This window comes from Pseudomonas sp. LjRoot277 (genome assembly GCF_964253845.1).
Classification (GTDB): domain Bacteria; phylum Pseudomonadota; class Gammaproteobacteria; order Pseudomonadales; family Pseudomonadaceae; genus Aquipseudomonas.
In genome coordinates this window covers 6,535,068-6,554,729 of sequence record NZ_CAXURI020000001.1, presented here as the reverse complement: position 1 = coordinate 6,554,729, position 19,662 = coordinate 6,535,068, and the positions used below count along the sequence as shown (strand labels likewise).

Annotated in this window: 20 protein-coding genes and 1 pseudogene; 7 read left to right on the top strand and 14 right to left on the bottom strand. The window is 59.7% G+C overall.

The window, feature by feature from the left end; translation table 11 throughout:
* Positions 1-48: 48 nt before the first annotated feature.
* The 5 genes and pseudogenes from ACSQ87_RS30310 to ACSQ87_RS30290 all read right to left on the bottom strand — a co-directional run.
* A pseudogene (locus tag ACSQ87_RS30310) lies at positions 49-183 on the bottom strand (DUF1493 family protein); the annotation flags it as partial.
* 60 nt (positions 184-243) lie between these two features.
* Positions 244-726 (bottom strand): helix-turn-helix domain-containing protein, encoded by a 483-nt coding sequence (locus tag ACSQ87_RS30305; protein WP_223432620.1) that lies wholly within the window; start codon positions 724-726, stop codon positions 244-246.
* 82 nt (positions 727-808) lie between these two features.
* Positions 809-1,162: a DUF1493 family protein gene (locus tag ACSQ87_RS30300; protein ID WP_436275008.1), complete on the bottom strand. Its 354-nt coding sequence runs from the start codon at positions 1,160-1,162 to the stop codon at positions 809-811.
* A gap of 285 nt (positions 1,163-1,447) precedes the next feature.
* Positions 1,448-1,744, bottom strand: a complete 297-nt coding sequence (locus ACSQ87_RS30295; protein WP_436275007.1) for a hypothetical protein — start codon at positions 1,742-1,744, stop codon at positions 1,448-1,450.
* A 434-nt stretch (positions 1,745-2,178) separates the two neighbouring features.
* Positions 2,179-2,472, bottom strand: coding sequence for a hypothetical protein (locus ACSQ87_RS30290; RefSeq protein ID WP_436275006.1), 294 nt, complete (start codon positions 2,470-2,472; stop codon positions 2,179-2,181).
* A 309-nt stretch (positions 2,473-2,781) separates the two neighbouring features.
* Here ACSQ87_RS30290 and ACSQ87_RS30285 point away from each other — a divergent pair, with 309 nt between their 5' ends.
* The 4 genes from ACSQ87_RS30285 to ACSQ87_RS30270 all read left to right on the top strand — a co-directional run bounded on the left by ACSQ87_RS30285 (position 2,782) and on the right by ACSQ87_RS30270 (position 7,135).
* On the top strand, positions 2,782-3,285 hold the full coding sequence (locus tag ACSQ87_RS30285) for a polysaccharide deacetylase (RefSeq protein WP_436275005.1): 504 nt from the start codon (positions 2,782-2,784) through the stop codon (positions 3,283-3,285).
* Between the two features lie 129 nt (positions 3,286-3,414).
* Positions 3,415-5,349, top strand: a complete 1,935-nt coding sequence (locus ACSQ87_RS30280) for a RecQ family ATP-dependent DNA helicase (protein ID WP_436275004.1) — start codon at positions 3,415-3,417, stop codon at positions 5,347-5,349.
* Between the two features lie 102 nt (positions 5,350-5,451).
* The gene (locus ACSQ87_RS30275) at positions 5,452-6,678 is read left to right on the top strand and encodes a 3-hydroxyacyl-CoA dehydrogenase NAD-binding domain-containing protein (RefSeq protein WP_436275003.1); all 1,227 of its coding nucleotides are present in this window, start codon (positions 5,452-5,454) and stop codon (positions 6,676-6,678) included.
* A gap of 37 nt (positions 6,679-6,715) precedes the next feature.
* Positions 6,716-7,135 (top strand): acyl-CoA thioesterase, encoded by a 420-nt coding sequence (locus ACSQ87_RS30270; RefSeq protein WP_150656818.1) that lies wholly within the window; start codon positions 6,716-6,718, stop codon positions 7,133-7,135.
* Positions 7,136-7,204: 69 nt separating this feature from the next.
* On the opposite strand, the gene ACSQ87_RS30265 is transcribed toward ACSQ87_RS30270, so the two are convergent.
* The 4 genes from ACSQ87_RS30265 to ACSQ87_RS30250 form a co-directional block, all read right to left on the bottom strand.
* A complete protein-coding gene (locus ACSQ87_RS30265) occupies positions 7,205-7,696 on the bottom strand; it encodes a glycine zipper domain-containing protein (RefSeq protein ID WP_436275002.1) in 492 nt (163 codons plus the stop codon).
* Positions 7,697-8,051: 355 nt separating this feature from the next.
* Positions 8,052-10,400: an FdhF/YdeP family oxidoreductase gene (locus ACSQ87_RS30260; protein ID WP_436275001.1), complete on the bottom strand. Its 2,349-nt coding sequence runs from the start codon at positions 10,398-10,400 to the stop codon at positions 8,052-8,054.
* Entirely contained in the window at positions 10,397-11,236 is an 840-nt protein-coding gene (gene fdhD, locus ACSQ87_RS30255; protein WP_223432611.1) for a formate dehydrogenase accessory sulfurtransferase FdhD, read from the bottom strand. The genes ACSQ87_RS30260 and fdhD overlap by 4 nt, the downstream gene beginning before the upstream one ends.
* A gap of 94 nt (positions 11,237-11,330) precedes the next feature.
* Positions 11,331-12,218: a LysR family transcriptional regulator gene (locus tag ACSQ87_RS30250; protein WP_008149327.1), complete on the bottom strand. Its 888-nt coding sequence runs from the start codon at positions 12,216-12,218 to the stop codon at positions 11,331-11,333.
* A gap of 136 nt (positions 12,219-12,354) precedes the next feature.
* On the opposite strand from ACSQ87_RS30250, the gene lysM reads away from it, so the two are divergent.
* Positions 12,355-12,795 (top strand): peptidoglycan-binding protein LysM, encoded by a 441-nt coding sequence (gene lysM / locus ACSQ87_RS30245; protein ID WP_223432609.1) that lies wholly within the window; start codon positions 12,355-12,357, stop codon positions 12,793-12,795.
* 159 nt (positions 12,796-12,954) lie between these two features.
* Here lysM and yrfG read toward each other — a convergent pair whose 3' ends face one another.
* Positions 12,955-13,617, bottom strand: a complete 663-nt coding sequence (gene yrfG / locus ACSQ87_RS30240; RefSeq protein ID WP_436275000.1) for a GMP/IMP nucleotidase — start codon at positions 13,615-13,617, stop codon at positions 12,955-12,957.
* An 89-nt stretch (positions 13,618-13,706) separates the two neighbouring features.
* On the opposite strand from yrfG, the gene nudE reads away from it, so the two are divergent.
* Both nudE and cysQ read left to right on the top strand, forming a co-directional pair.
* The gene (nudE, locus tag ACSQ87_RS30235) at positions 13,707-14,273 is read left to right on the top strand and encodes an ADP compounds hydrolase NudE (RefSeq protein ID WP_059406365.1); all 567 of its coding nucleotides are present in this window, start codon (positions 13,707-13,709) and stop codon (positions 14,271-14,273) included.
* Positions 14,270-15,097 carry a 3'(2'),5'-bisphosphate nucleotidase CysQ gene (gene cysQ, locus ACSQ87_RS30230; RefSeq protein ID WP_436274999.1) on the top strand — a complete coding sequence of 276 codons (828 nt, stop codon included), beginning with the start codon at positions 14,270-14,272 and terminating at the stop codon, positions 15,095-15,097. Before nudE ends, cysQ begins: the two co-directional genes overlap by 4 nt.
* A 100-nt stretch (positions 15,098-15,197) precedes the next feature.
* Here cysQ and ACSQ87_RS30225 read toward each other — a convergent pair whose 3' ends face one another.
* From ACSQ87_RS30225 to rfbC, 4 genes are all read right to left on the bottom strand, one after another.
* The gene (locus ACSQ87_RS30225) at positions 15,198-15,653 is read right to left on the bottom strand and encodes a YiiD C-terminal domain-containing protein (RefSeq protein WP_436274998.1); all 456 of its coding nucleotides are present in this window, start codon (positions 15,651-15,653) and stop codon (positions 15,198-15,200) included.
* A 40-nt stretch (positions 15,654-15,693) separates the two neighbouring features.
* Complete coding sequence (locus ACSQ87_RS30220) at positions 15,694-17,085, bottom strand: sigma-54-dependent transcriptional regulator (protein ID WP_436274997.1); 1,392 nt, start codon at positions 17,083-17,085, stop codon at positions 15,694-15,696.
* On the bottom strand, positions 17,082-18,890 hold the full coding sequence (locus ACSQ87_RS30215; protein ID WP_223432605.1) for a sensor histidine kinase: 1,809 nt from the start codon (positions 18,888-18,890) through the stop codon (positions 17,082-17,084). Before ACSQ87_RS30215 ends, ACSQ87_RS30220 begins: the two co-directional genes overlap by 4 nt.
* Before the next feature lie 106 nt (positions 18,891-18,996).
* Positions 18,997-19,542, bottom strand: a complete 546-nt coding sequence (gene rfbC, locus ACSQ87_RS30210; protein ID WP_223432604.1) for a dTDP-4-dehydrorhamnose 3,5-epimerase — start codon at positions 19,540-19,542, stop codon at positions 18,997-18,999.
* Positions 19,543-19,662: the final 120 nt, after the last annotated feature.

Sequence of the window (19,662 nt, the reverse complement as noted above, 5' to 3'; positions counted from 1 at the left end):
TTTCAAAGAGGGAAGGATCAGGTTCAAATGCAAGGAAAAGCCGGCCTGCTAGTAACTGTTAAAGGCTTCGGTCGCCTCGTAGAGCATTCCGATGGTTGGCGGCAGTTTGTCGACACATCGCTTGGCCCTGCGTTTGAGGAACACATCGTAGCCTTCGGGTTGGAAATAGTGATACCTGCCGTAGTGGGTGGGAGCGGTTTCTCAGCGTTGGACCCATGCACGCGCCACAATCTACCTAACTCGCTATGAGCAGGATTCCGGCTTCTTTTTTCTCGTAAATAAAGCGGACAGTGAGTGGGTATTCAGCGGGAAGTCGCGAAGATCGTTCTCGCTGAGATGCTGCTGACGGATAACGCTACTTGTCTGAGTTCTGGATGGTTTGCTTACCTGGGTGGCAGTTGGTTTTTTTTCGCGCCCGGTTTTTTTGGCCCTTGGGGTTCGACTTAACTGAGCGTCCTGTAATCGACGTCCCGTTTCATCGGATTCGCCAACCTTGTTCAAGTCGTCCTCCAGACCCAATACGTGCAAAACAGAGAGGTAAGCACCCATCGTCACCCCCGCACCACCCGATTCCAGAGAGCGCAACGTCATGACAGACATGCCGGCTCGCTCTGCCACTTGTTTAGCTGTCAGCCTTCGACGTAAACGAGCCAGTTTTAGGCGTTCGCCGAGGTCGGTAAGCAGCCGTGCAATACGCGGGAGAAGTGGCGCTGTTTTTCTAGCCATGTAGCTAATTTTCCTTCACTTCTGAGGTGATAGCGCCAGAATAATTGCAGTTCGGCGTGCCGTTTCAGAAGCGGCATCTGCTTTATTTGCTTTCCAGTTCCTGCGTATCCCAGCGTTGGACCTTGATGGCGCGATAGAGCATGCCGATGGTCAGCGGGATTTTGTCGCCGCGACCCTTTGCCCTTCGCTTGAGATGCACATCAAACCCTTCCGGCTGAAAGTAGCGATAGGCGTCGTAGTCCGCGAAGTCGATCCCGAACTGTTCTTCTAGTGCTTCCATCAAATGCCGCGCATCAGCGCCGTCGCAGCCCAGGTCGAAGTTGATCGAGGTGGTGAGGCCGATGGTTTTGCGTTCGGGGAGACCGAGTTCTTCGTGCAGCAGCTGCATGAGCAGGTGCATGGCGTGGTCGTCGGGGAAGTTGGGGGCGAGGTTCATGGGGCGTCTTCTGTTTAGGACCATTTCGTGAGACGGATTAAGCCTGGTTTTGCGATGCGTTGGATGTCGATCAGAGCTGCGAACATGGAATTCGTGGGAAGGCTGGCGCTCACTCCGTACGATCTCGTACATTTGTTGCACGCTTTCCATCAGCTCATCAAAAATGTGCTCACGGTTATCCCCGGGTTTGGCGTTCCAAAGCTCTGCGTCCCTTTCGAGAGCTGGAACGCGGAGCGTCCCTTGAGGCATTCCCACGCAGAGCGTGGGAACGATCTTCGTTCGGCGTCAGGTTGGTGCTTTCCAGCCCATCATGCGTTGTTGGGCGACTTTCAGTAGGTCGCAGCCGTCCTGAGTCAACAGGTAGATGGCGTGGGTGATATGCGGGATGTCTTCCACGTCACCGTTTTTGAAGCATTGGCAATGTAGGGTTTTGAGTAGGTCGCCGGAGGCTCGGATGCGCTGGAGGGCGGCTTCGAGGATGTCTTGCGGATTGGCCTCTGTGTCGATGAGCAGGGGCGGGGAATCGGTGAGGTTGGTTTGGAGTGGGCGGTAGCGATCGGGGAATGCGTTCAATTTATTCATTGGTTTTAGCCTCAAATGCATCAGAAATAACCGCCGCCATCGTGACCAAGCGATGGGAGGCGGACTGTGTTCGGGTTGGTCAACCGATGAGGCTCACATCCCGGCACGCCCGAAGGCGTCCCAAACACAGCCACCATATGGCGTGCAGGCACTTGAAGTGCCGGCAGCATACAACGGACGCGTAGATATGAGCCATTCGGGTGACCAAGCCCGAATCGCTGATTTGGCAGCGACAGTCCGGACTATAGATGTGAGAGTCCGGGTGGCGATAGGCGACAAGGTGTCTTCGGTTGTAGGACCGGGATGAAGCTTTGATAGGGCGTTGCCTACGGACTTATGCCTTCCGCAATTTCTCTCGTTTGATTGTTATCAGGTGCACCGCATTATCGTTCTTCGCGGGCAAGCCTTGCTCCTACAGGGGTTGTGGTTGGGCATCAGGCGCCGGTGATTTTCGGGAGTCGTTGGCGGGCGATATCGAGCAATTCATTACCATCCTGAGTCAGCAGATACAGCGCATTGACGATGTTGGGAATATCACTCGCATCCGCCTGTTTGAAGCACAGGCAATAAAGCGTTTCGAGCAGTTCGCTGGCGGCGCGGATGCGTTGGCGGGCGGCGTCGAGGATTTCGAGAGGGTCGGCCTCTGTATCGATGACCAGCACGGGGGTGTCGCTGTAGCGGGATTTGAGCGGGCGATAGCGTTCTGTAAACGTGTGGAAGGTGTTCATCGAGGTTCGTCCTGTGCGAAATCGGGAGGTGGCTCCCGGCAGGCCGAGACACTGTTTTCAGCCGCGCCGCAGACTATAGAAGGGCACGGCGCCGCGCGGCAATACAGCTCCGATGGACAGGTTTTGTAGGGGTTTACCTGCCTTTTCGGACCGAACCTACGCGTTTCCCGAGGCTTTTTACGCCTAAACCCTTAGACGGCAAATTTCCTACGGGTTTGTCAGGCGCAACGCAGCAAACCTCTGTATGGTGCGCGCCAGAATCAGTAGGACGTTTCGAAACGTCCGTCCAACGCTTAAAGGGAATTAGGTATGCAATGGCTACGTATGGCCTCGATTTTGTTGCTGTGGGCCGGGGTTTGTCGCGCGGCGGGTGCTGCTGACGCCGACAACTCGATGGTCCTGGCCAATATGGACCGCACCGGTTGGCCGGATGCGCTGACCAGTCAGGCGAACATGGACACTGCTTTCCGTGCTGAAGTGCTGATGTTCGGCAAGGCATTGCTGGCCAGCGAAGCGCTGGACGAGCAGAGCCTGAAACAACGACTGGGCGTGCAGGATGTGAAGCTCAAGTCGGTCAGGCAGGTGCGTGACGGGCTGTGGGATCGGCTGCTGACCACCTACCGCAGCGCCAGCCAGAACTGCGACGGTGAACCCTTCTGCCCCCGCGTGCGAAGCGTCGCTGATTTGCGTCAGTTGGCGGCGGCCTTCACCGGCGAAATCAGCCCGGCGCATGCCATTTGGGCGAGCAAGAGTCAGGTGTTCCATGAGCAGGCGCTGAATGAGCAGCTGCGCGTGGCGGTGTTGGTGCCGTAGCCTCATCGTCTGCTGACGATCGTTCGAAGCTGTATCATCCCGTATCGTTTTGGTCCCCGACCTTTTCTCGACTCGCTGCGTTTGCCGGCTAGGCTTTGGGCTTCGCAGCGGTCAACGGAGTGACAGCTTATGCACAACACCCTGGAACAGGTTTTCGGTTATCCACAGTTTCGGCCCGGCCAGGAAGCGGCGGTCAGCGCGGTGTTGGCCGGGCGTTCGGCGGCGGCGATTTTCCCCACCGGCTCGGGCAAGTCCCTTTGTTATCAATTGCCAGCCTTGCTGCTGCCGCACCTGACGCTGGTGGTCTCGCCGCTGCTGGCGTTGATGCAGGATCAGTTGGCGTTCCTTCAGCGCCACGGCATTGCGGCGGGCAGTATCGATTCGGCCCAGAGCCGCGATGACGCCAGCGACGTGATGGCTCGGGCCAAGTCTGGCGAGCTGAAGATTTTGATGATCTCCGTGGAGCGCTTGAAGAACGAACGTTTCCGCAATTTCTTGCAGCAGGTGCCGATCTCGTTGCTGGTGGTGGACGAGGCGCACTGCATCTCGGAGTGGGGCCACAACTTTCGCCCCGACTACCTCAAGCTCCCCGACTATCAGCGCCAGTTCAACATCCCTCAGGCGCTACTGCTGACCGCCACTGCGACACCCAAGGTGATCGCTGACATGGAGGCCAAGTTCGCCATCGCCCCCGACGATGTGGTGACCACCGGTTTCTATCGGCCGAACCTCAATCTGTTGGTCGAGCCGGTGCGCGGTCAGGACAAACGCCGACGCCTTGTCGAATGGATGAGTCAGCGTCCCGACCAGCCGAGCATCGTCTACGTCACCCTGCAGAAAACCGCCGAGCACATTGCCGAACATCTGGTCCGCAACGGCATTCAGGCCGAGGCCTATCACGCCGGTCTGCCCCACGAACAACGCGAAGCCATTCAGAAACGGTTCATGGGCGGGCAGTCCAATTGCATCGTTGCCACCATCGCGTTCGGCATGGGCATCGACAAAAGCGACATCCGCAACGTGGTGCATTTCGATCTGCCCAAATCCATCGAGAACTACAGCCAGGAAATCGGTCGCGCCGGGCGTGACGGGCAGCCATCCGACTGCCTGGTATTGGCCAACCGCGACAGCCTCAACGTGCTGGAAAATTTCGTCTACGGCGACACGCCCGAACTGGACGGCATCCGCTATGTGCTCGACGAGTTGCAAGCCGCCGCGCCCGAGGGGCAGTGGGAGTTTCTGTTGGGGCCGCTGGCGGACCAAAGCAACATCCGCCAATTGCCGCTCAAGACCTTACTGGTGCAATTGGAGCTGCGCGGAATTATCGCGCCGCGTTACGCCTATTACGCCGAATACCGCTTCAAATACTTGCAGGAACCCGAGGCTTTGCTGGCCCGCTTCGAGGGTGAGCGCAAGGACTTCGTCGCGGCGATCATCCAGACCTCGAGCCGCGCACGGACCTGGGCCACGGTGAATTTCGACGCGCTGTATGAACAGCATCAGGCCGAGCGTAATCGCGTGGTCAAGGCGCTGGATTATTTCCAGGAGAAGGGCTGGGTCGAACTCGAAAGCAAGCAGATGACTGAGGTCTACAGCCTGCTGCAAACGGACTTTGATGCCCAAGCACTAAGCGAAGAGCTACACGCCTACTTCACCCGGCACGAGCGCACCGAGATCGCGCGGATTCACGCCATGCTGGATCTGTTTGCCACGGACCATTGCCTGGGTTATCGCCTGGCCGAGTACTTCGGCGATGAAAACGCGCCGCAGCAGTGCGGGCATTGTTCGGTGTGTCACGGGGATGTGGCGCGACTGCCCGCGCCACCGGAATTGCCGGCGCTTGTGGATAAAAACTTCGAGGCGTTGTGCGGTGATTTTATCCACAGGCATGAGCAGCACACCGGCAACGTTCCGTCGGCGGAACGCGTGACGCGGTTTTTGTGCGGCATCGGCGTGCCGCTGTTCACCAAGCTCAAGGCACGGTCGATTTCCGGGTTTGCGGCGCTGGAGGATTATCCGTATGCCGAAGTCCGGGCTTGGGCCGAGGCGCATTTGCCGGCGTAAATCCATCCGCTGAATGTTGCTCATCACAGGAATAAATTTCAAAAGTGCGCGGTAGCTGACTATGGTGAAGGCTGTCTTTGGATCGCCAACAAGAGAACAACTATGAGCCAGACAACGTTCACTATTCTGCGCGCCGCTGTCATTGGCGCCGGCACCATGGGCCGTGGCATTGTCATGTGTCTGGCCAACGCCGGCGTCCCGGTGCAGTGGGTCGATAACAATCCACAGATGCTTGAGCAGGCGCTGGCTACCGTGGCGGACACCTATGCCCACAACGTGCGTCAGGGACGGATCGATCAGGCCGAAGCGGACGCTCGCATAGCGAGGGTAACGGCGGCTGCTGACTACGTGGCGATCTGCGATGTCGATCTGGTGATCGAAGCGGTGTACGAAAACCTCGAACTCAAGCAGAAAATCTTCCGTGAACTGGACGGTCTGCTCAAACCTGAAGCGATTTTGGCCAGCAATACCTCGGCGCTGGATATCGATGCCATCGCCACGGCCACTCGCCGTCCGCAACAGGTCCTGGGCCTGCACTTCTTCAGCCCGGCGCACATCATGAAGCTGCTGGAAATCGTTCGGGGTGCGCAGACTTCACCGGCGGTGCTTGAGGCTGCTCTGGCACTGGGCAAGCGCATGGGCAAGGTCAGCGTGGTGTCGGGCAACTGCCACGGTTTCATCGGCAACCGCATGCTGCATCCGTATGTGCTCGAAGCGCGCAAGATGTTGCTCGAAGGCGCTTATCCCTATCAGGTCGATGCGGCACTGCAAGGTTTTGGTTTCGCCATGGGGCCGTTCCGCATGTACGACGTGGTCGGCATCGATCTGGAGTGGCGCGCTCGGCAGTTGGCCGGCAAAGGGCAGGATGCGCCTGAGGTTCAGGTGGACAATCGTCTGTGCGAATTGGGTCGTTTCGGCCAGAAGAGTGGCAATGGCTATTACCACTATGAGCCGGGCAGTCGCCAGGCTGAGCACGACGTTGAAGTCGATGCGCTGGTGTTGAAGGTTAGCGAAGGGTTGGGCTTCCAGCGTCGCGAGATCGGGCCTGAGGAGATTCTGGAGCGCTGCTTGCTGGCATTGGTCAACGAGGGTGCAAAGATTCTCCAGGAAGGGATTGCCGAATCGGCGCACGACATCGATCTGGTGTACCTCAATGGCTACGGCTTCCCAGCGGACAAGGGCGGGCCGATGGCCTGGGCGGACCAACAAGGATTGGAGGATATTCATCAGCGATTGTTGCAGCTGGAAACCAAGCAGGGTGATCAGTGGGCACCGGCTCGATTGATCGGGGAGCTGGCGGCGGTGGGTAAAGGGTTTGCGGATCGGTAAACTTCACCTGTTCGATCGATCCTCAAGGCGAGAACCCATGACTCAACGCACCGACTACCCCCACTTCCAACCCATCACCACCCGCTGGCACGACAACGACGCTTATGGTCACGTCAACAACGTTACCTACTACAGCTTCTTCGACACGGCAGTGAACACCTACCTGATCGAAGTCGGCGGTCTGGATATCCATGATGGCGAAGTGGTTGGCTTTGTAGTGAGTTCGGCCTGCGATTATTTCGCGTCCATTGCCTTCCCGGACCGGATAGAAATCGGTTTGCGGGTGGGCAAGTTGGGCAACAGTTCGGTGCAATACGAGCTGGCGGTGTTCAAGGCCGGGGAAGACGAAGCCTGCGCGGCAGGGCGCTTTGTGCATGTGTTTGTGGATCGGGTCTCTAATGAGCCGGTGGCGATTCCTGCCGGGTTGCGCGGGGCGCTGCAGCGGTTGGTGGTTTGACGGGCAAAAAAAATCGCAGCCCTTGGGCTGCGATTTTTTGATGCATCGGCAAGCGAGGCGATTCAAGCCTCAGTCGCGATAGCGATGGTGATGCTTGCGATGCCCATAGGCATGACCGCGCCCCGGATGGTCGTCACGGTAGTAACGACGATCACCATGGCCGCCACGATAGGAACGACGATCATCATCATCGTCATCATCGCTCTTGTTGCCCATGTAGTTACCCAGCGCGCCACCGGCGCCGCCGCCTGCTGCGGAGCCGATCAGGCTGCCGGTGGTGCCGCCCATGCTGCGGCCGACCACGTTACCGCCTGCTGCGCCCAACGCACCGCCAATGGCTGCTTCGCCACGGCTGCGTTTGTCTGCGCCAACAGCACTACCACCCGCGCCGCCCAGGGCCGCGCCAATGGTGGAACCTGTACTGCCGCCTAATGACTGACCGACGACCGAGCCCAGAACCCCGCCCAATGCGCCGCCCACACCTGCTTCGGTGGTGCCGCCAGCAGAAGCTAAGCCACTGACCAGGCCAAGGGACAACAAGAGAATCGAGGAGAACTTCATTAGAGGAACCTCAAGGGGATGACGGCGCGATCCTGAGGCTGTGTCATGGTCGTGACAATCGAAATCCGACGAGTAACACGACTTGAGCACATTTCTATAAGTTACTGTTTTTTAGCCGGAACTTAAGTGTTTTTCGCCGGTCTTTAGCTACTTCGGATAGGCCGTTTTCATGCAAAACGGCCTTTTTTGTGGGCGATTGGAAAGTTCTGGCTCAGGAAGTTTCGTTGAATGATCCACCGCTTTCGCGAGCAAGCCCGCTCCCACACTCGATCTTCAGCGAACACAGATTTTGCGTACAACTGAGATTGAATGTGGGAGCGGGCTTGCTCGCGAAGAGGCCATATCAGACGACGCGTTAAGCCGACTTGGCCATGATGAGCTGGGTCTCACTCGCCGCTTCCAACCGGATCGCCACAAACTTCGACGTCGGTGTATGGCTGCCATCCCCGGTGCTTTCCAGCGGCACCAGCGGATTCACTTCCGGATAGTAAGCCGCCGCTTGCCCGGCAGGAATATCAAACGCCAGCAGCGTAAAGCCCTTCACCCGACGCTCACGGCCATCATCCCAGATCGAAACGATGTCAGCCTTCTGCCCCGGCTTGAACCCCAGGCGAATGATGTCGGCTTCGTTGACGAACAACACATCACGCTGACCTTTCACGCCGCGATAGCGGTCATCAAGCCCATAAATCGTGGTGTTGTACTGATCGTGAGAGCGCATCGACTGCATGATCAGGTCCGGCAATACGCCGGTGGCGCGAGTGCGTTCGTGCACCAGGTCTTCAGGCAGGATGTTCGGACGGAAATTGGCGCGCCCCGACGCGGTATTCCAGCGGCGAGCACCGGCGCTGTTGCCGAGGTAGAACCCGCCCGGGTTCTGGATCTTCTCGTTGAAGTCCTGGAAACCCACAACGGTGTCGGAGATCAGGTCGCGGATGCGCCGGTAATCGGCCACCAGCCAGTTCCAGTCCACCGGTTTGCTGCCCAGGGTCGCGGCGGCGATGCCGGCAATGATCGAAGGCTCAGAGCGCATCTGGTTCGACAGCGGCTGCAACTGGCCGTTGGAGGCGTGAACCATGCTGAACGAGTCTTCGACGGTCACCGCTTGCGGGCCTTCGGTCTGGATGTCGATGTCGGTGCGACCCAGGCACGGCAGGATCAACGCGTCTTTACCGTGCGCCAAATGGCTGCGGTTGAGCTTGGTGCTGATTTGCACGGTCAGGTCGCAGTTGCTCAGGGCCTGGAAGGTCCGTGAGCTGTCCGGGGTGGCTTGGGCGAAATTGCCGCCCAGACCGATAAAGACTTTCGCGCGGCCGTCGGCCATGGCATGGATCGCCTCGACCACGTTGTGACCGTTTTCACGCGGCACCTTGAACTTGAAGCGACGCTCCAGGGAATCGAGGAACGCCGCCGGCGGACGTTCGTTGATGCCCATGGTCCGGTCGCCCTGCACGTTACTGTGGCCGCGCACCGGGCACAGACCGGCGCCGGGCCGGCCGATGTTGCCGCGCAGCAACATCAGATTGGCGATTTCCTGGATGGTCGCCACCGAATGGCGATGCTGTGTGATGCCCATCGCCCAGCACATGATCACGTTCTTGCCTTTGGCGTACATCCGCGCCGCTTGCTCGATTTCAACCAGCGTCAGTCCGGATTGATGGACGATCTGCTCCCACGAGGTGTCGTCGACGATGCCCAGGTATTCCAGCACGTTGACACTGTGTTCATTGAGGAAGTCGTGGTCGAATACGGCAGGCTCACCCGTCTTCTGTGCGTCACGCTCCCACTGCAGCAGGAACTTGGCCATGCCGCGCATGATCGCCATGTCGCCGCCCAATGCCGGACGGAAGTACGCGGTGTTGGTCGGCTTGTCGCCGTTGGTGAGCATTTCGATCGCGTGTTGCGGGTGCTGGAAGCGTTCCAGGCCGCGCTCCTTCAAAGGGTTGATGCATACCACCTGAGCGCCGCGTTTCACCGCTTCGCGCAGCGGTTCGAGCATCCGTGGGTGGTTGGTGCCAGGGTTCTGACCCCAGACAAAAATCGCGTCGGCGTGTTCGAAGTCGTCGAAGGTGACGGTGCCTTTGCCGACGCCGACACTTTGCGCCATGGCCACACCGCTGGCCTCGTGGCACATGTTCGAGCAATCGGGGAAGTTATTGGTGCCATAGGCACGCACGAACAATTGATACAGGTACGCCGCTTCGTTGCTGGCGCGGCCCGAGGTGTAGAACTCGGCCTGATCCGGGCTCGACAGGCCCTGCAAATGTTTGGCGATCAAGGAGAACGCAGCTTCCCAGCTGATCGGCTTGTAGCGATCGGTTTCGGCGTCATAGCTTAATGGCTCGGTCAGACGACCCTGATATTCCAGCCAATAGTCACTTTGCTCCAGCAACGAACTGACGCTGTGTTTGGCAAAGAACGCACCGTCGACACGGCGTTTGGTCGCTTCCCAGTTCACTGCTTTGGCGCCGTTCTCGCAGAACGCCACCATGCCGGCCTCATTGGAATCGCCCCAGGCGCAGCCGGGGCAGTCGAACCCGCCGTTCTTGTTGGTTTTAAGCATCATGCGCAGGTTTTTCAGCGCGTTGTCGCTGGTCAACCAGGCCCGGGCGACGCTGGCCAGCGCGCCCCAGCCACCGGCCGGGCCTTTGTAGGGCTTATAGCGCGGAACGGGTTTCTGGTCGGCTTGACGATGTTGACTCACGCTTGGTTCTCCGTCGCAGGGCTGTAGACCCGCGGCGCACTTTTCTGCGGCAGGTGGATGAGATTGAGGTTGTGGCGACGGGCCCATTGCACGGCAAGGCCCGTGGGCGACGACAGGCTGACCAGGGTCTGGATACCTGCGCGCAACACTTTCTGGATCAATTCGAGACTGCAACGGCTGGTGACAATCACCAGCCCGCCGGTGGTCGGGATCTTTTGTCGGATCAGTCCGCCAATCAGCTTGTCGAGTGCGTTGTGTCGGCCAATGTCTTCGCGACCCATCAGCAATTGGCCCTGACTGTTCATGAACACGGCGGCGTGCACCGCGCCGGAGTACTGGCCAAGAGGCTGAAACGCACCGATACGCTGACGCAAACCATCGAGCCATTCGGCGGGTGGCAAGGGTGCGCCGGGCAACACCTTGAGGTCTGGCAACGCTTGCTCCACCGCTTCCACTCCGCAGAGTCCGCAACCGCTGGTGCCAGCCATTTGCCGACGCTGTTGCTTGAGGTTCCAGAAGGCGCGGTTGGCGATGGTCACTTGCGCGTATTGCGCTGAACCCGAGCCGCTGAGTTGCAGGTCATAGATATCGCAGGCGTCTTCGATGATGCCGCTGCCGAGGCTGAAGCCGACGATGAAGTCTTCAAGATCGGTCGGCGTCACCAACATGACCGCCTGACTGATACCGTTATAAGCGATCGCCAACGCGACTTCTTCGGCCAGCGCGGTGCTGGCTGATTCGGTGTCTTGAAGGTCGCAGTAACTGTACGTCTGGCTTGCGGCGGGCGCTGGCGTTTCGAGAGCTGGCGCCGCGCAGACAGGGTGCTTGGCGTTCATGAGGCATCACCGACGGTTTAGGCTGCTTTAAGCCTAGGCGCGTCAACTTGTCGCGTCTAATCGCTAATACTGATCTACCGATAGATGGCGTCGATCAAGAGCTCGGCAGCGATTGCTGAAGAATCGCGAAACAGGCTTCCGCGAGCGCCGAACGCGGGGCACTGCGACGCATGATCAGCCCCAGCCGGGCGAGGGTTTGAGCATTTTCGATGGGGTGCAGGCGCAAATGATCGGTGAGTTTCTCCAGACCGCCGTCCAGCGGCATCACGGCGCAGCAGAATCCTCCGTGCACCGCTTGTAACAATTGGTGGACGGCATCGGTCTGCAGCAACGGCTGCGGGGTGAGGCCGCGACTGTGGAAATTGTGGTCGATGGACTGCCGAAAATGCATGCCGCTGGTGAGCATGCCCAGCGGCAGTTCGATCAGCGACTCCCAACTCAGCGGCGCCTCGCCGAAACTGAAGAAGCGCTGATCGTAGAGCAGGCCCATGCGGGTTTCGCTGAACGCCAGGGAGTCGAAGCGTTCGCCGTCCAGTCGCTCCAGGTACGAAACGCCGAGGTCCAGGCGATTGTTTGCCAGTTGTTCCAGGATCTGTTCAGAACTCAGGGCCGAGAGTTCGAAGCGCAGGTTCGGGTGTTCGGCGTGCAAGCGTTGCATCAGCGGCAGCGGATCGAAGCTCGACAGCGGCACCACGCCCAGACGCAACGTACCGACCAGATTACCGCGACAGGCCGCCGCTTCGGCCTGCAAACCGTCGTAGGCCGCCAGCACAGTGCGCGCCCAGGCCAGCACCCGTTCACCCGGCGCGGTGAAACCTTCGAAGCGCTGCCCGCGATTGACCAGCGGCAGCTCGAGTTCTTCTTCGAGGCTGCGCAGGCGCATGGACAGGGTCGGCTGGGTGATGTGACAACGCGCAGCGGCCTGGCCGAAATGCCGGGTTTCGTCGAGGGCGATGAGGAATTTCAGTTGCTTGATGTCCATCTTCGCTCCAGGGCGCGGGAAGGTGCGGATTCTAGCGCTTGGGGGGAAGCGGCGTCATTGGTCGGGTTGGAACCGCAAGTGACAGCCTTGGTCTAGGCTTTTGCGTCTGGAACCCAAAACCCAAGGAGAGCGCACCATGAGTATTTTTAGCTTTGTGAAAGAAGCAGGTGAAAAACTTATCGATCTGCTGACGCCAGGCAACGCAAATGCCAGCGAGCAGTTGAAGGAACACATCAGCAAGGTCGGCCTGGGTAACCCGAATGTGCAGGCGACGGTGGAGGGCGACAAAGTCACCGTGACCGGCGAAGTCGGCAGTCAGGAGGAGAAGGAAAAAATCCTGCTGGCGGTGGGCAATATTGCCGGTGTCGGTAGCGTGGATGACCAGATCACCGTAACGGGTCCGGTTGCTCAGGCCGCGCGGTTCGTCACCGTGAAAAAGGGCGACACCCTCAGCGCGATTGCCAAGGCTGAGTATGGCGACGCCAACAAGTACAACAAAATCTTCGAGGCCAACAAGCCGATGCTGTCTCACCCGGACAAGATCTATCCGGGGCAGTCGTTGCGTATTCCTGAATAACCCTTAAGACCGTGTGATGGCCTTCGCGAGCAAGTCGAATCGTCGCACCGCCGCTCCCACATTTGATCTCCAGTGAACACATCATTTGTGTACGACGCAGATCCGTGTGGGAGCGGCGGTGCGACGATTCGACTTGCTCGCGAAGCAGGCACCTCGGTCTCAAAGGCCTGCAATCAACTCCCGATAATCCCCCACCGCCGCAAACTCGGCCGTGTCCTTCGGCCCTTTACGGCTGTCCGGCTCACTCACGGCCAACAGATGCGCCACCCCAAAATTCCGCGCGCTACGCAGGATCGGCAACGTATCGTCGATAAACAGACTGCGTGCCGGGTCGAAACCGATGTCCGCCTGCAGGGCATCCCAAAATTGCGGGTTTTCCTTGGCGAAACCGTAATCATGCGAGCTGATCAACCGCTCGAAGTACGGCGCCAGTTGGATTCTTTCCAGTTTCAATGACAGCGAATCACGGTGTGCATTGGTGATCAGCACCACGCGCTTGCCGGCCTGTTTGATGGCGGCCAGAAAGGTGTCCGCATCCGGTCGCAGGGCAATCAAATGCGCGGTTTCCAGTTTCAGTTCGCGCACCGGCAGTTTGAGTTCGGCGCTCCAGAAATCCAGGCAATACCACTGCAACTGGCCGGCGTTGCGTTCGAACAACGGCTGCAATTCCATCTCGGCCATGGCCCGGCTCACCCCGTGCAATTCGGCGTAACGCTGGGGCAGGTGCTCCATCCAGAAATGGTTGTCGTAGTGCAGGTCCAGCAGCGTGCCGTCCATATCCAGCAGAACGGTGTCGATGTCGCGCCAGGGCAGCAGGGACATAAAAAACTTCTCCAGCGGTAAAAAGATATCCGAGGTAAACAATCAGGATAGGCCGGGTATAGTAACGCGTTCACGCCAAGGAGCTTTTCATGCGCCAGAAACCCACCATCCTCGCCCGCGAGATCGTCGCCACCAGCCGTTTGTTCTGCGTCGAAGAGCTGAAGTTGCGCTTTTCCAATGGCGTGGAGCGCACGTATGAGCGACTGGTGGGCAAGGGCGCCGGTTATGGCGCGGTGATGATTGTGGCGATGCTGGATGCGGACCACGCGGTGCTGGTTGAAGAGTATTGCGGCGGCACCGATGAATATGAGCTGTCCTTGCCCAAAGGCTTGATCGAGCCGGGCGAGGACGTGCTGGCGGCGGCCGAGCGGGAGCTCAAGGAAGAGGCCGGGTATGGCGCGCGGCAACTGGAGCATCTGACTGAGTTGTCATTGTCGCCCGGTTACATGAGCCAGAAGATCCAGGTGGTGCTGGCGACCGATCTGTACGAAGAACGCCTTGAAGGCGATGAGCCCGAGCCGATGGGCGTGGACAAAATCAACCTGCGAGAGTTGTCGGCCCTGGCCCAGAACCCGCGATTCACTGAGGGTCGTGCATTGGCAGCGCTTTATCTGGCCCGTGATCTACTGACTCAGCGTGGAGTGTTCCAGCCATGATTTTCCCCCATCCGTTGATGGCGCCTGTTGTTGAACTGGCGCTGAAAGCCGGTGCAGCGATTTTGCCGTTCTGGCGTGCCAACGTCGCCGTGACTGCAAAATCCGATGATTCCCCGGTGACGGCCGCCGACATGGCCGCTCACCATGTGATCCTGGCCGGGTTGACGGCGCTGGACCCGAGCATCCCGGTGCTGTCCGAAGAAGACGCCAACATTCCCCAGAGCGTGCGCGCCGGGTGGCAGCGTTGGTGGCTGGTGGACCCGCTGGACGGGACCAAGGAATTCATCTCTGGCAGCGAAGAATTTACCGTCAACATCGCGCTGATCGAGCAGGGGCGTGTGGTGTTTGGCGTGGTGTCGATGCCGACCAACGGGCGCTTCTACGTCGGTGGTGCGGGGCTGGGGGCGTGGCGTGGCGATAAAGACGCGGCGCCTTCGCCGATTCAGGTTCGCGACGTGCCAGCCGCAGGTGAGGCGTTTACGGTGGTTGCCAGTCGTCGGCATTCGAGTCCTGAGCAGGAGCGCCTGCTGGCCGGGTTGAGCGACAGTCTGGGTGAACTGCAATTGGCCAATATCGGCAGTTCGCTGAAGTTCTGTTTGTTGGCGGAAGGGGCGGCGGATTGTTATCCGCGGTTGGCGCCGACTTCGCAGTGGGACACGGCGGCGGCGCAAGGCGTGCTGGAAGGGGCTGGCGGTGAGGTGCTGGATTTGAGCGGTGCGCCGTTTAGTTATCCGGCGCGGGAATCGTTGTTGAATGCGTTTTTCCTGGCGTTGCCGGCCAAGGCTGCGTGGCGGGAAAAGTTGTTGGCTTTGGCTCGGGGTTGAAGATCAAAAGATCGCAGCCTCGTTTCACTCGACAGCTGCTACAGGGGGACGCGTTTCTCTGTAGGAGCTGTCGAGTGAAACGAGGCTGCGATCTTTTGCTTTAGCGGTGGAGTACGTACTGTCCCGTAAACGTCACAGCATCGTCATCACTGTCGGCATTGACGATCCGAGAATGCAGTGTCAACCGCGCCCGTCCATATCGCTTATACATCGCCAAAAACTTCTTCCACACCGCTGCACTCGGCGCATGGCAAATCGCTGTCGCGTCCATGGTCACCGGCAGCGGATAGCTGATCTGTCCTTCCTGAATCACGATGTGCCCGCCTTCAACCCCTTCTTCACGCAAACGCAAATGCAGCCAGCCCCAGCCCGCCAGCACGGCGCCGCAATACAGGCTACCGCCGAACATGGTGCTTTTATGATTGACGTTGGCCTCCAGCGGCAAGTGCAAACGCAGTTGCTGGTCGTGCCAATCGAGCACTTTGAGGCCCATGTCCCGCGTAAGGGGAATGTCGCGATGGAGGACTGATTCCAGATGACGGCTGTCGCGGCTCATGCACGGATCTCTTTTTTGAAGATGATGTTTTGACGGTAGCTCAATCGGGTTCGTCGGTGTGGCTGCTGCCACTGTCGGCGAAGTTCAGCCCGTGCTTGCGTAGTTTGTCGTGCAAGGTCTTGCGTGGGATGCCAAGGGCTTCGGCGAGGCTGCGCACCGAGCTGTGAGAGCGTGCCAGTTCGGCGGCGATCAAGCTCTTCTCGAAGTTTTCCACTTGTTCGCTGAGACCGCCGCTGACCACGTCGACCGTCATGCCGACAGCGCCATCCGCTGCGTTATTGTCCAATGCCAGTTCCAGGCCCAAGGCAAAGCGTTCGGCGGCGTTCTGCAATTCCCGCACGTTACCCGGCCAAGTGTGGCGCAGCAGCAGCGCGCGTTGGCCCGGTTGCAACTCGTGGGGTGGCAGACCGTGACGAGCGCTGGCTTCATCGGCGAAATGCTGGAACAGCATCAGCGCATCTTCGCCGCGCTCACGCAGCGGCGGAATACGTAGCGGTGCGACGTTCAGACGGTAATACAAGTCGGCACGGAAGCGGCCCTGATCGGCGGATTGACGCAGGTCTTCCTTGGTTGCGGCGATGATGCGGATGTCCAACGGGATCAGCTGATTACCGCCCAAGCGCTCGACCACCCGCTCTTGCAGCAAGCGCAGCAATTTCACCTGCACGTCCAGGCTCATGCTTTCGATTTCATCAAGAAACAACGTGCCGCCATTGGCGAATTCGAACTTGCCGATGCGGCGCTTTTGCGCGCCGGTAAAGGCGCCGGGCTCGTGACCGAACAGTTCGCTTTCTACCACCGACTCGGCCAGGGCGCCGGCATTGATCGCCACGAATGGACCATTACGACGGCTCGACAGATCGTGCAATGCACGTGCGACAACTTCTTTGCCGGCGCCGGTTTCGCCAAGGATCAGCACATCGGCCTTGGTCGCTGCCAATGCACCGATCTGCTCGCGCAGGCGCAGCATCGGCGCCGATTGCCCGACCAGTCGAGCGCTCAGTTCGTTGCGATCGCTCAGGGCCAGACGCAGGCTGCGGTTGTCCAGCACCAGCCGGCGCAGTGCGAGGGCGCGGCGCACACTGTCGAGCAGGGCGTCGCTGGCGAAGGGTTTTTCCAAAAAGTCATAAGCCCCGGCGCGCATGGCCTGCACCGCCAGCGGCACATCGCCGTGACCGGTGATCAACAGCACCGGCAGCTCCGGGTCCTGGGCATGCAGTTCAGTCAGCAGTTCAAGACCGTCCATGCCCGGCATGCGGATGTCACTGACCACCACGCCGGGCCAGTCGCGCTCCAGTTGTGCGGCCAGGCCCTTGGCTTCGGCCAGTGGCAGGATTTTCAGGCCGGCGAGGTCCAGGGTCTGGCCCAGGGCCTGACGCAGGTGCGGATCGTCGTCGATCAGCACGACCTGGATGCGGTTGTCGATGGTCATGCACTTCGGTCCTCGGACGGTTGCAGGCTCACACCCGGCGCGCCTGCACGCAGCTTCAGGGTAATCAGGGCGCCACCTTCCTTGTGGTTGGAGAACGACAGTTCACCACCGAAGGCGCGCATCAGGGTTTCGCAAATCGCCAGCCCTAACCCAAGCCCCTGAGTGCGGGTCTTGGTGGTGTAGAAGGGCTCGCTGGCGCGGCCAAGTGCCTCCAGGCAGAACCCGGGGCCATTGTCGCGAATGTACAGATTGACGCCGTCGGCAGTGGATTGGGCACTCAACCAGAGCTTACGCGGCGGGCCTTTTTCCGTCAGGGCGTCCAGGGCGTTGGCCAGCAGATTGCCGAGCACCTGACGCAGACGGGTTTCCCCGGCCTCGACCCACAGGGTGGCGGCCGGCAAGTCGCGGATCAGCTCGACCTCCATGCTGCGTCGACGCTTGGCCAGCAGCGCCAGCGCATCGTCCAGCGCCGGTTGCAGGGCGACGCTTTCCGGGGCGTGGCGATCGCGCCGGGCGAAGGCGCGCAGGTGGGCGATGATCGAGGCCATGCGCCCGGTCAGTTCGCTGATCAGCTTGAGGTTGCCGCGCGCATCATCGGTGCGCTGATGATCGAGCAGTACTTCGGCGTTTTCTGCGTAGCTGCGGATCGCCGCCAGCGGTTGATTGAGTTCGTGGCTGATGCTCGCCGACATGGTGCCAAGGGCCGACAGTTTGCCGGCCTGCACCAGATCATCCTGAGCGCGAACCAGCTCTTGCTGGGCCTGTTCGCGCTCCAGCACTTCCTGTTTCAATCGACGGTTGAGGCCTTCAAGGTCGCTGGTCCGCTCGGCTACCCGACCTTCCAGTTCGCGACGGGCCTTGGCTTCGAAGGCGATTCGTTCGAGGTAATGACGGCGTCGCTGCATCATCAGACCCAGCAGCAACATCAACACCAACAACGTCGCGCCGCCGATGGCGACGACCGTGCGTACCGGGCGATCGATCAAAGTGCGTGGGGCGAGGATGCTGACGTTCCAACCGGTTTCTGCGATGGGCTGGGTTTGTGTCAGCCAGGCGTTGGGGTTGAGCCGCAATGGTTTGGGATCACGGGTCGGATAAGGTTGAATCGCAGTAATAGCTTTGCGTTCCTCTTCGCCCAACGGGCGGGTCGAGCGGAATCGCCACTCGGGCCGCGACGTGAGAATGACCACGCCGTTATGGTCGGTCAGCAGCAGTTGTTCCGGGGTTTTGCCCCAGAGGCTTTCGGTGTGGTCCAGGTCAACCTTGACCACCAGCACGCCGATGATCTTTTCGCCGTTACGCACGGCGGCGGCGAAGAAATAGCCGCGCTTGGCCGAGGTCGTTCCCAAACCGAAAAAACGCCCAAGTCGCCCGGCCATGGCTTCGCTGAAATACGGCCGGAAGGAAAAATTACGCCCGACGAAACTGTCGTGTTTGTCCCAATTGGACGCGGCCAGGGTCTTGCCCGTGGTGTCCATCAGATACATGACTTCGGCGCCGGTCTGGGCGCTGATGTTTTTCAATAAACGGTTGGCGTTGCCCTGGGTGACGCCATCGTCGGGCGCGCCGAGGACGGCTCGCAGGGCTGGCAGATCGCCGAGGATCTGCGGCAACACTTCATAACGGTGCAGGGTGCCCAGCAGGTTGGCGACGTAAAGGTCGAGCGTCTGACGGTTCTGCCCGGCCAGCTCGCTGCGGTAGTAACGCTCGGCCAGATGCTCCAGCGGCCACAGCAACGGCGCCAGGCACAGGGCGAGCAGGGCCAGGCTGCGCCAGCGGGGTCTGCGGGGGAGGGTTGGAGTCATGAGCATCGAGCGCCTGTGGGTACAGGCGCATTATGCCTAGGCTTGCGGGCGCAGTCTGCGCGCCGTGGGTCAGGTACGCCTGTGCTGCGAAGATTCAGACGGTGTTTCAGGAAAAGACTTCAGCGTCCTTGAAGAACGCGGCAGCCTGATCTTTGCCGGACAGTTGTGGTGCTTCATCCAGTTGCCAATCGATGGCCAGGTCCGGATCGTCCCAGCGAATGCTGCGCTCGGCGGACGGGGTGTAGTAGTCGGTGGTTTTGTAGAGGAATTCGGCGAACTCGCTCAGCACCACGAAACCGTGGGCGAAACCCTCCGGGACCCACATTTGACGATGGTTCTCGGCGGACAGACGCACGGCCACCCACTTGCCGAAATGTGGCGAACTGCGGCGAATGTCCACCACCACGTCGAGTACTTCACCGGCTGTGACGCGAACCAATTTGCCCTGAGTGTTTTCCAGTTGGTAATGCAGGCCACGCAATACGCCTTTTTGCGAGCGGGAATGATTGTCTTGAACGAAATTCGTCTCCAGGCCAGTCATTTCTTTGAAAGCCTTGGCATTGAAGCTTTCATAGAAGAAACCGCGCTCGTCACCAAATACCTTGGGTTCGATGATCAGAACACCGGGCAGATCGGTGGTGACTACTTTCATGGTCTTTCTCCAGCAATTGGCGTTGATGGGCGTCATTCTTGCGCAAAGTGGCGGCGGGCGCGAGTGGGCCGTGATTCAGGTGCTGAAGGTTTTGTATCTCCAATGGTCTTAATCCGAGCC

Bases quoted from the DNA above. Each gene is read 5' to 3' on its own strand.
- ACSQ87_RS30305 (WP_223432620.1), bottom strand. From the start codon at position 726: ATGGCTAGAAAAACAGCGCCACTTCTCCCGCGTATTGCACGGCTGCTT.
- ACSQ87_RS30300 (WP_436275008.1), bottom strand. From the start codon at position 1,162: ATGAACCTCGCCCCCAACTTCCCCGACGACCACGCCATGCACCTGCTC.
- ACSQ87_RS30295 (WP_436275007.1), bottom strand. From the start codon at position 1,744: ATGAATAAATTGAACGCATTCCCCGATCGCTACCGCCCACTCCAAACC.
- ACSQ87_RS30290 (WP_436275006.1), bottom strand. From the start codon at position 2,472: ATGAACACCTTCCACACGTTTACAGAACGCTATCGCCCGCTCAAATCC.
- ACSQ87_RS30285 (WP_436275005.1), top strand. From the start codon at position 2,782: ATGCAATGGCTACGTATGGCCTCGATTTTGTTGCTGTGGGCCGGGGTT.
- ACSQ87_RS30280 (WP_436275004.1), top strand. From the start codon at position 3,415: ATGCACAACACCCTGGAACAGGTTTTCGGTTATCCACAGTTTCGGCCC.
- ACSQ87_RS30275 (WP_436275003.1), top strand. From the start codon at position 5,452: ATGAGCCAGACAACGTTCACTATTCTGCGCGCCGCTGTCATTGGCGCC.
- ACSQ87_RS30270 (WP_150656818.1), top strand. From the start codon at position 6,716: ATGACTCAACGCACCGACTACCCCCACTTCCAACCCATCACCACCCGC.
- ACSQ87_RS30265 (WP_436275002.1), bottom strand. From the start codon at position 7,696: ATGAAGTTCTCCTCGATTCTCTTGTTGTCCCTTGGCCTGGTCAGTGGC.
- fdhD (WP_223432611.1), bottom strand. From the start codon at position 11,236: ATGAACGCCAAGCACCCTGTCTGCGCGGCGCCAGCTCTCGAAACGCCA.
- ACSQ87_RS30250 (WP_008149327.1), bottom strand. From the start codon at position 12,218: ATGGACATCAAGCAACTGAAATTCCTCATCGCCCTCGACGAAACCCGG.
- lysM (WP_223432609.1), top strand. From the start codon at position 12,355: ATGAGTATTTTTAGCTTTGTGAAAGAAGCAGGTGAAAAACTTATCGAT.
- yrfG (WP_436275000.1), bottom strand. From the start codon at position 13,617: ATGTCCCTGCTGCCCTGGCGCGACATCGACACCGTTCTGCTGGATATG.
- nudE (WP_059406365.1), top strand. From the start codon at position 13,707: ATGCGCCAGAAACCCACCATCCTCGCCCGCGAGATCGTCGCCACCAGC.
- cysQ (WP_436274999.1), top strand. From the start codon at position 14,270: ATGATTTTCCCCCATCCGTTGATGGCGCCTGTTGTTGAACTGGCGCTG.
- ACSQ87_RS30225 (WP_436274998.1), bottom strand. From the start codon at position 15,653: ATGAGCCGCGACAGCCGTCATCTGGAATCAGTCCTCCATCGCGACATT.
- ACSQ87_RS30220 (WP_436274997.1), bottom strand. From the start codon at position 17,085: ATGACCATCGACAACCGCATCCAGGTCGTGCTGATCGACGACGATCCG.
- ACSQ87_RS30215 (WP_223432605.1), bottom strand. From the start codon at position 18,890: ATGACTCCAACCCTCCCCCGCAGACCCCGCTGGCGCAGCCTGGCCCTG.
- rfbC (WP_223432604.1), bottom strand. From the start codon at position 19,542: ATGAAAGTAGTCACCACCGATCTGCCCGGTGTTCTGATCATCGAACCC.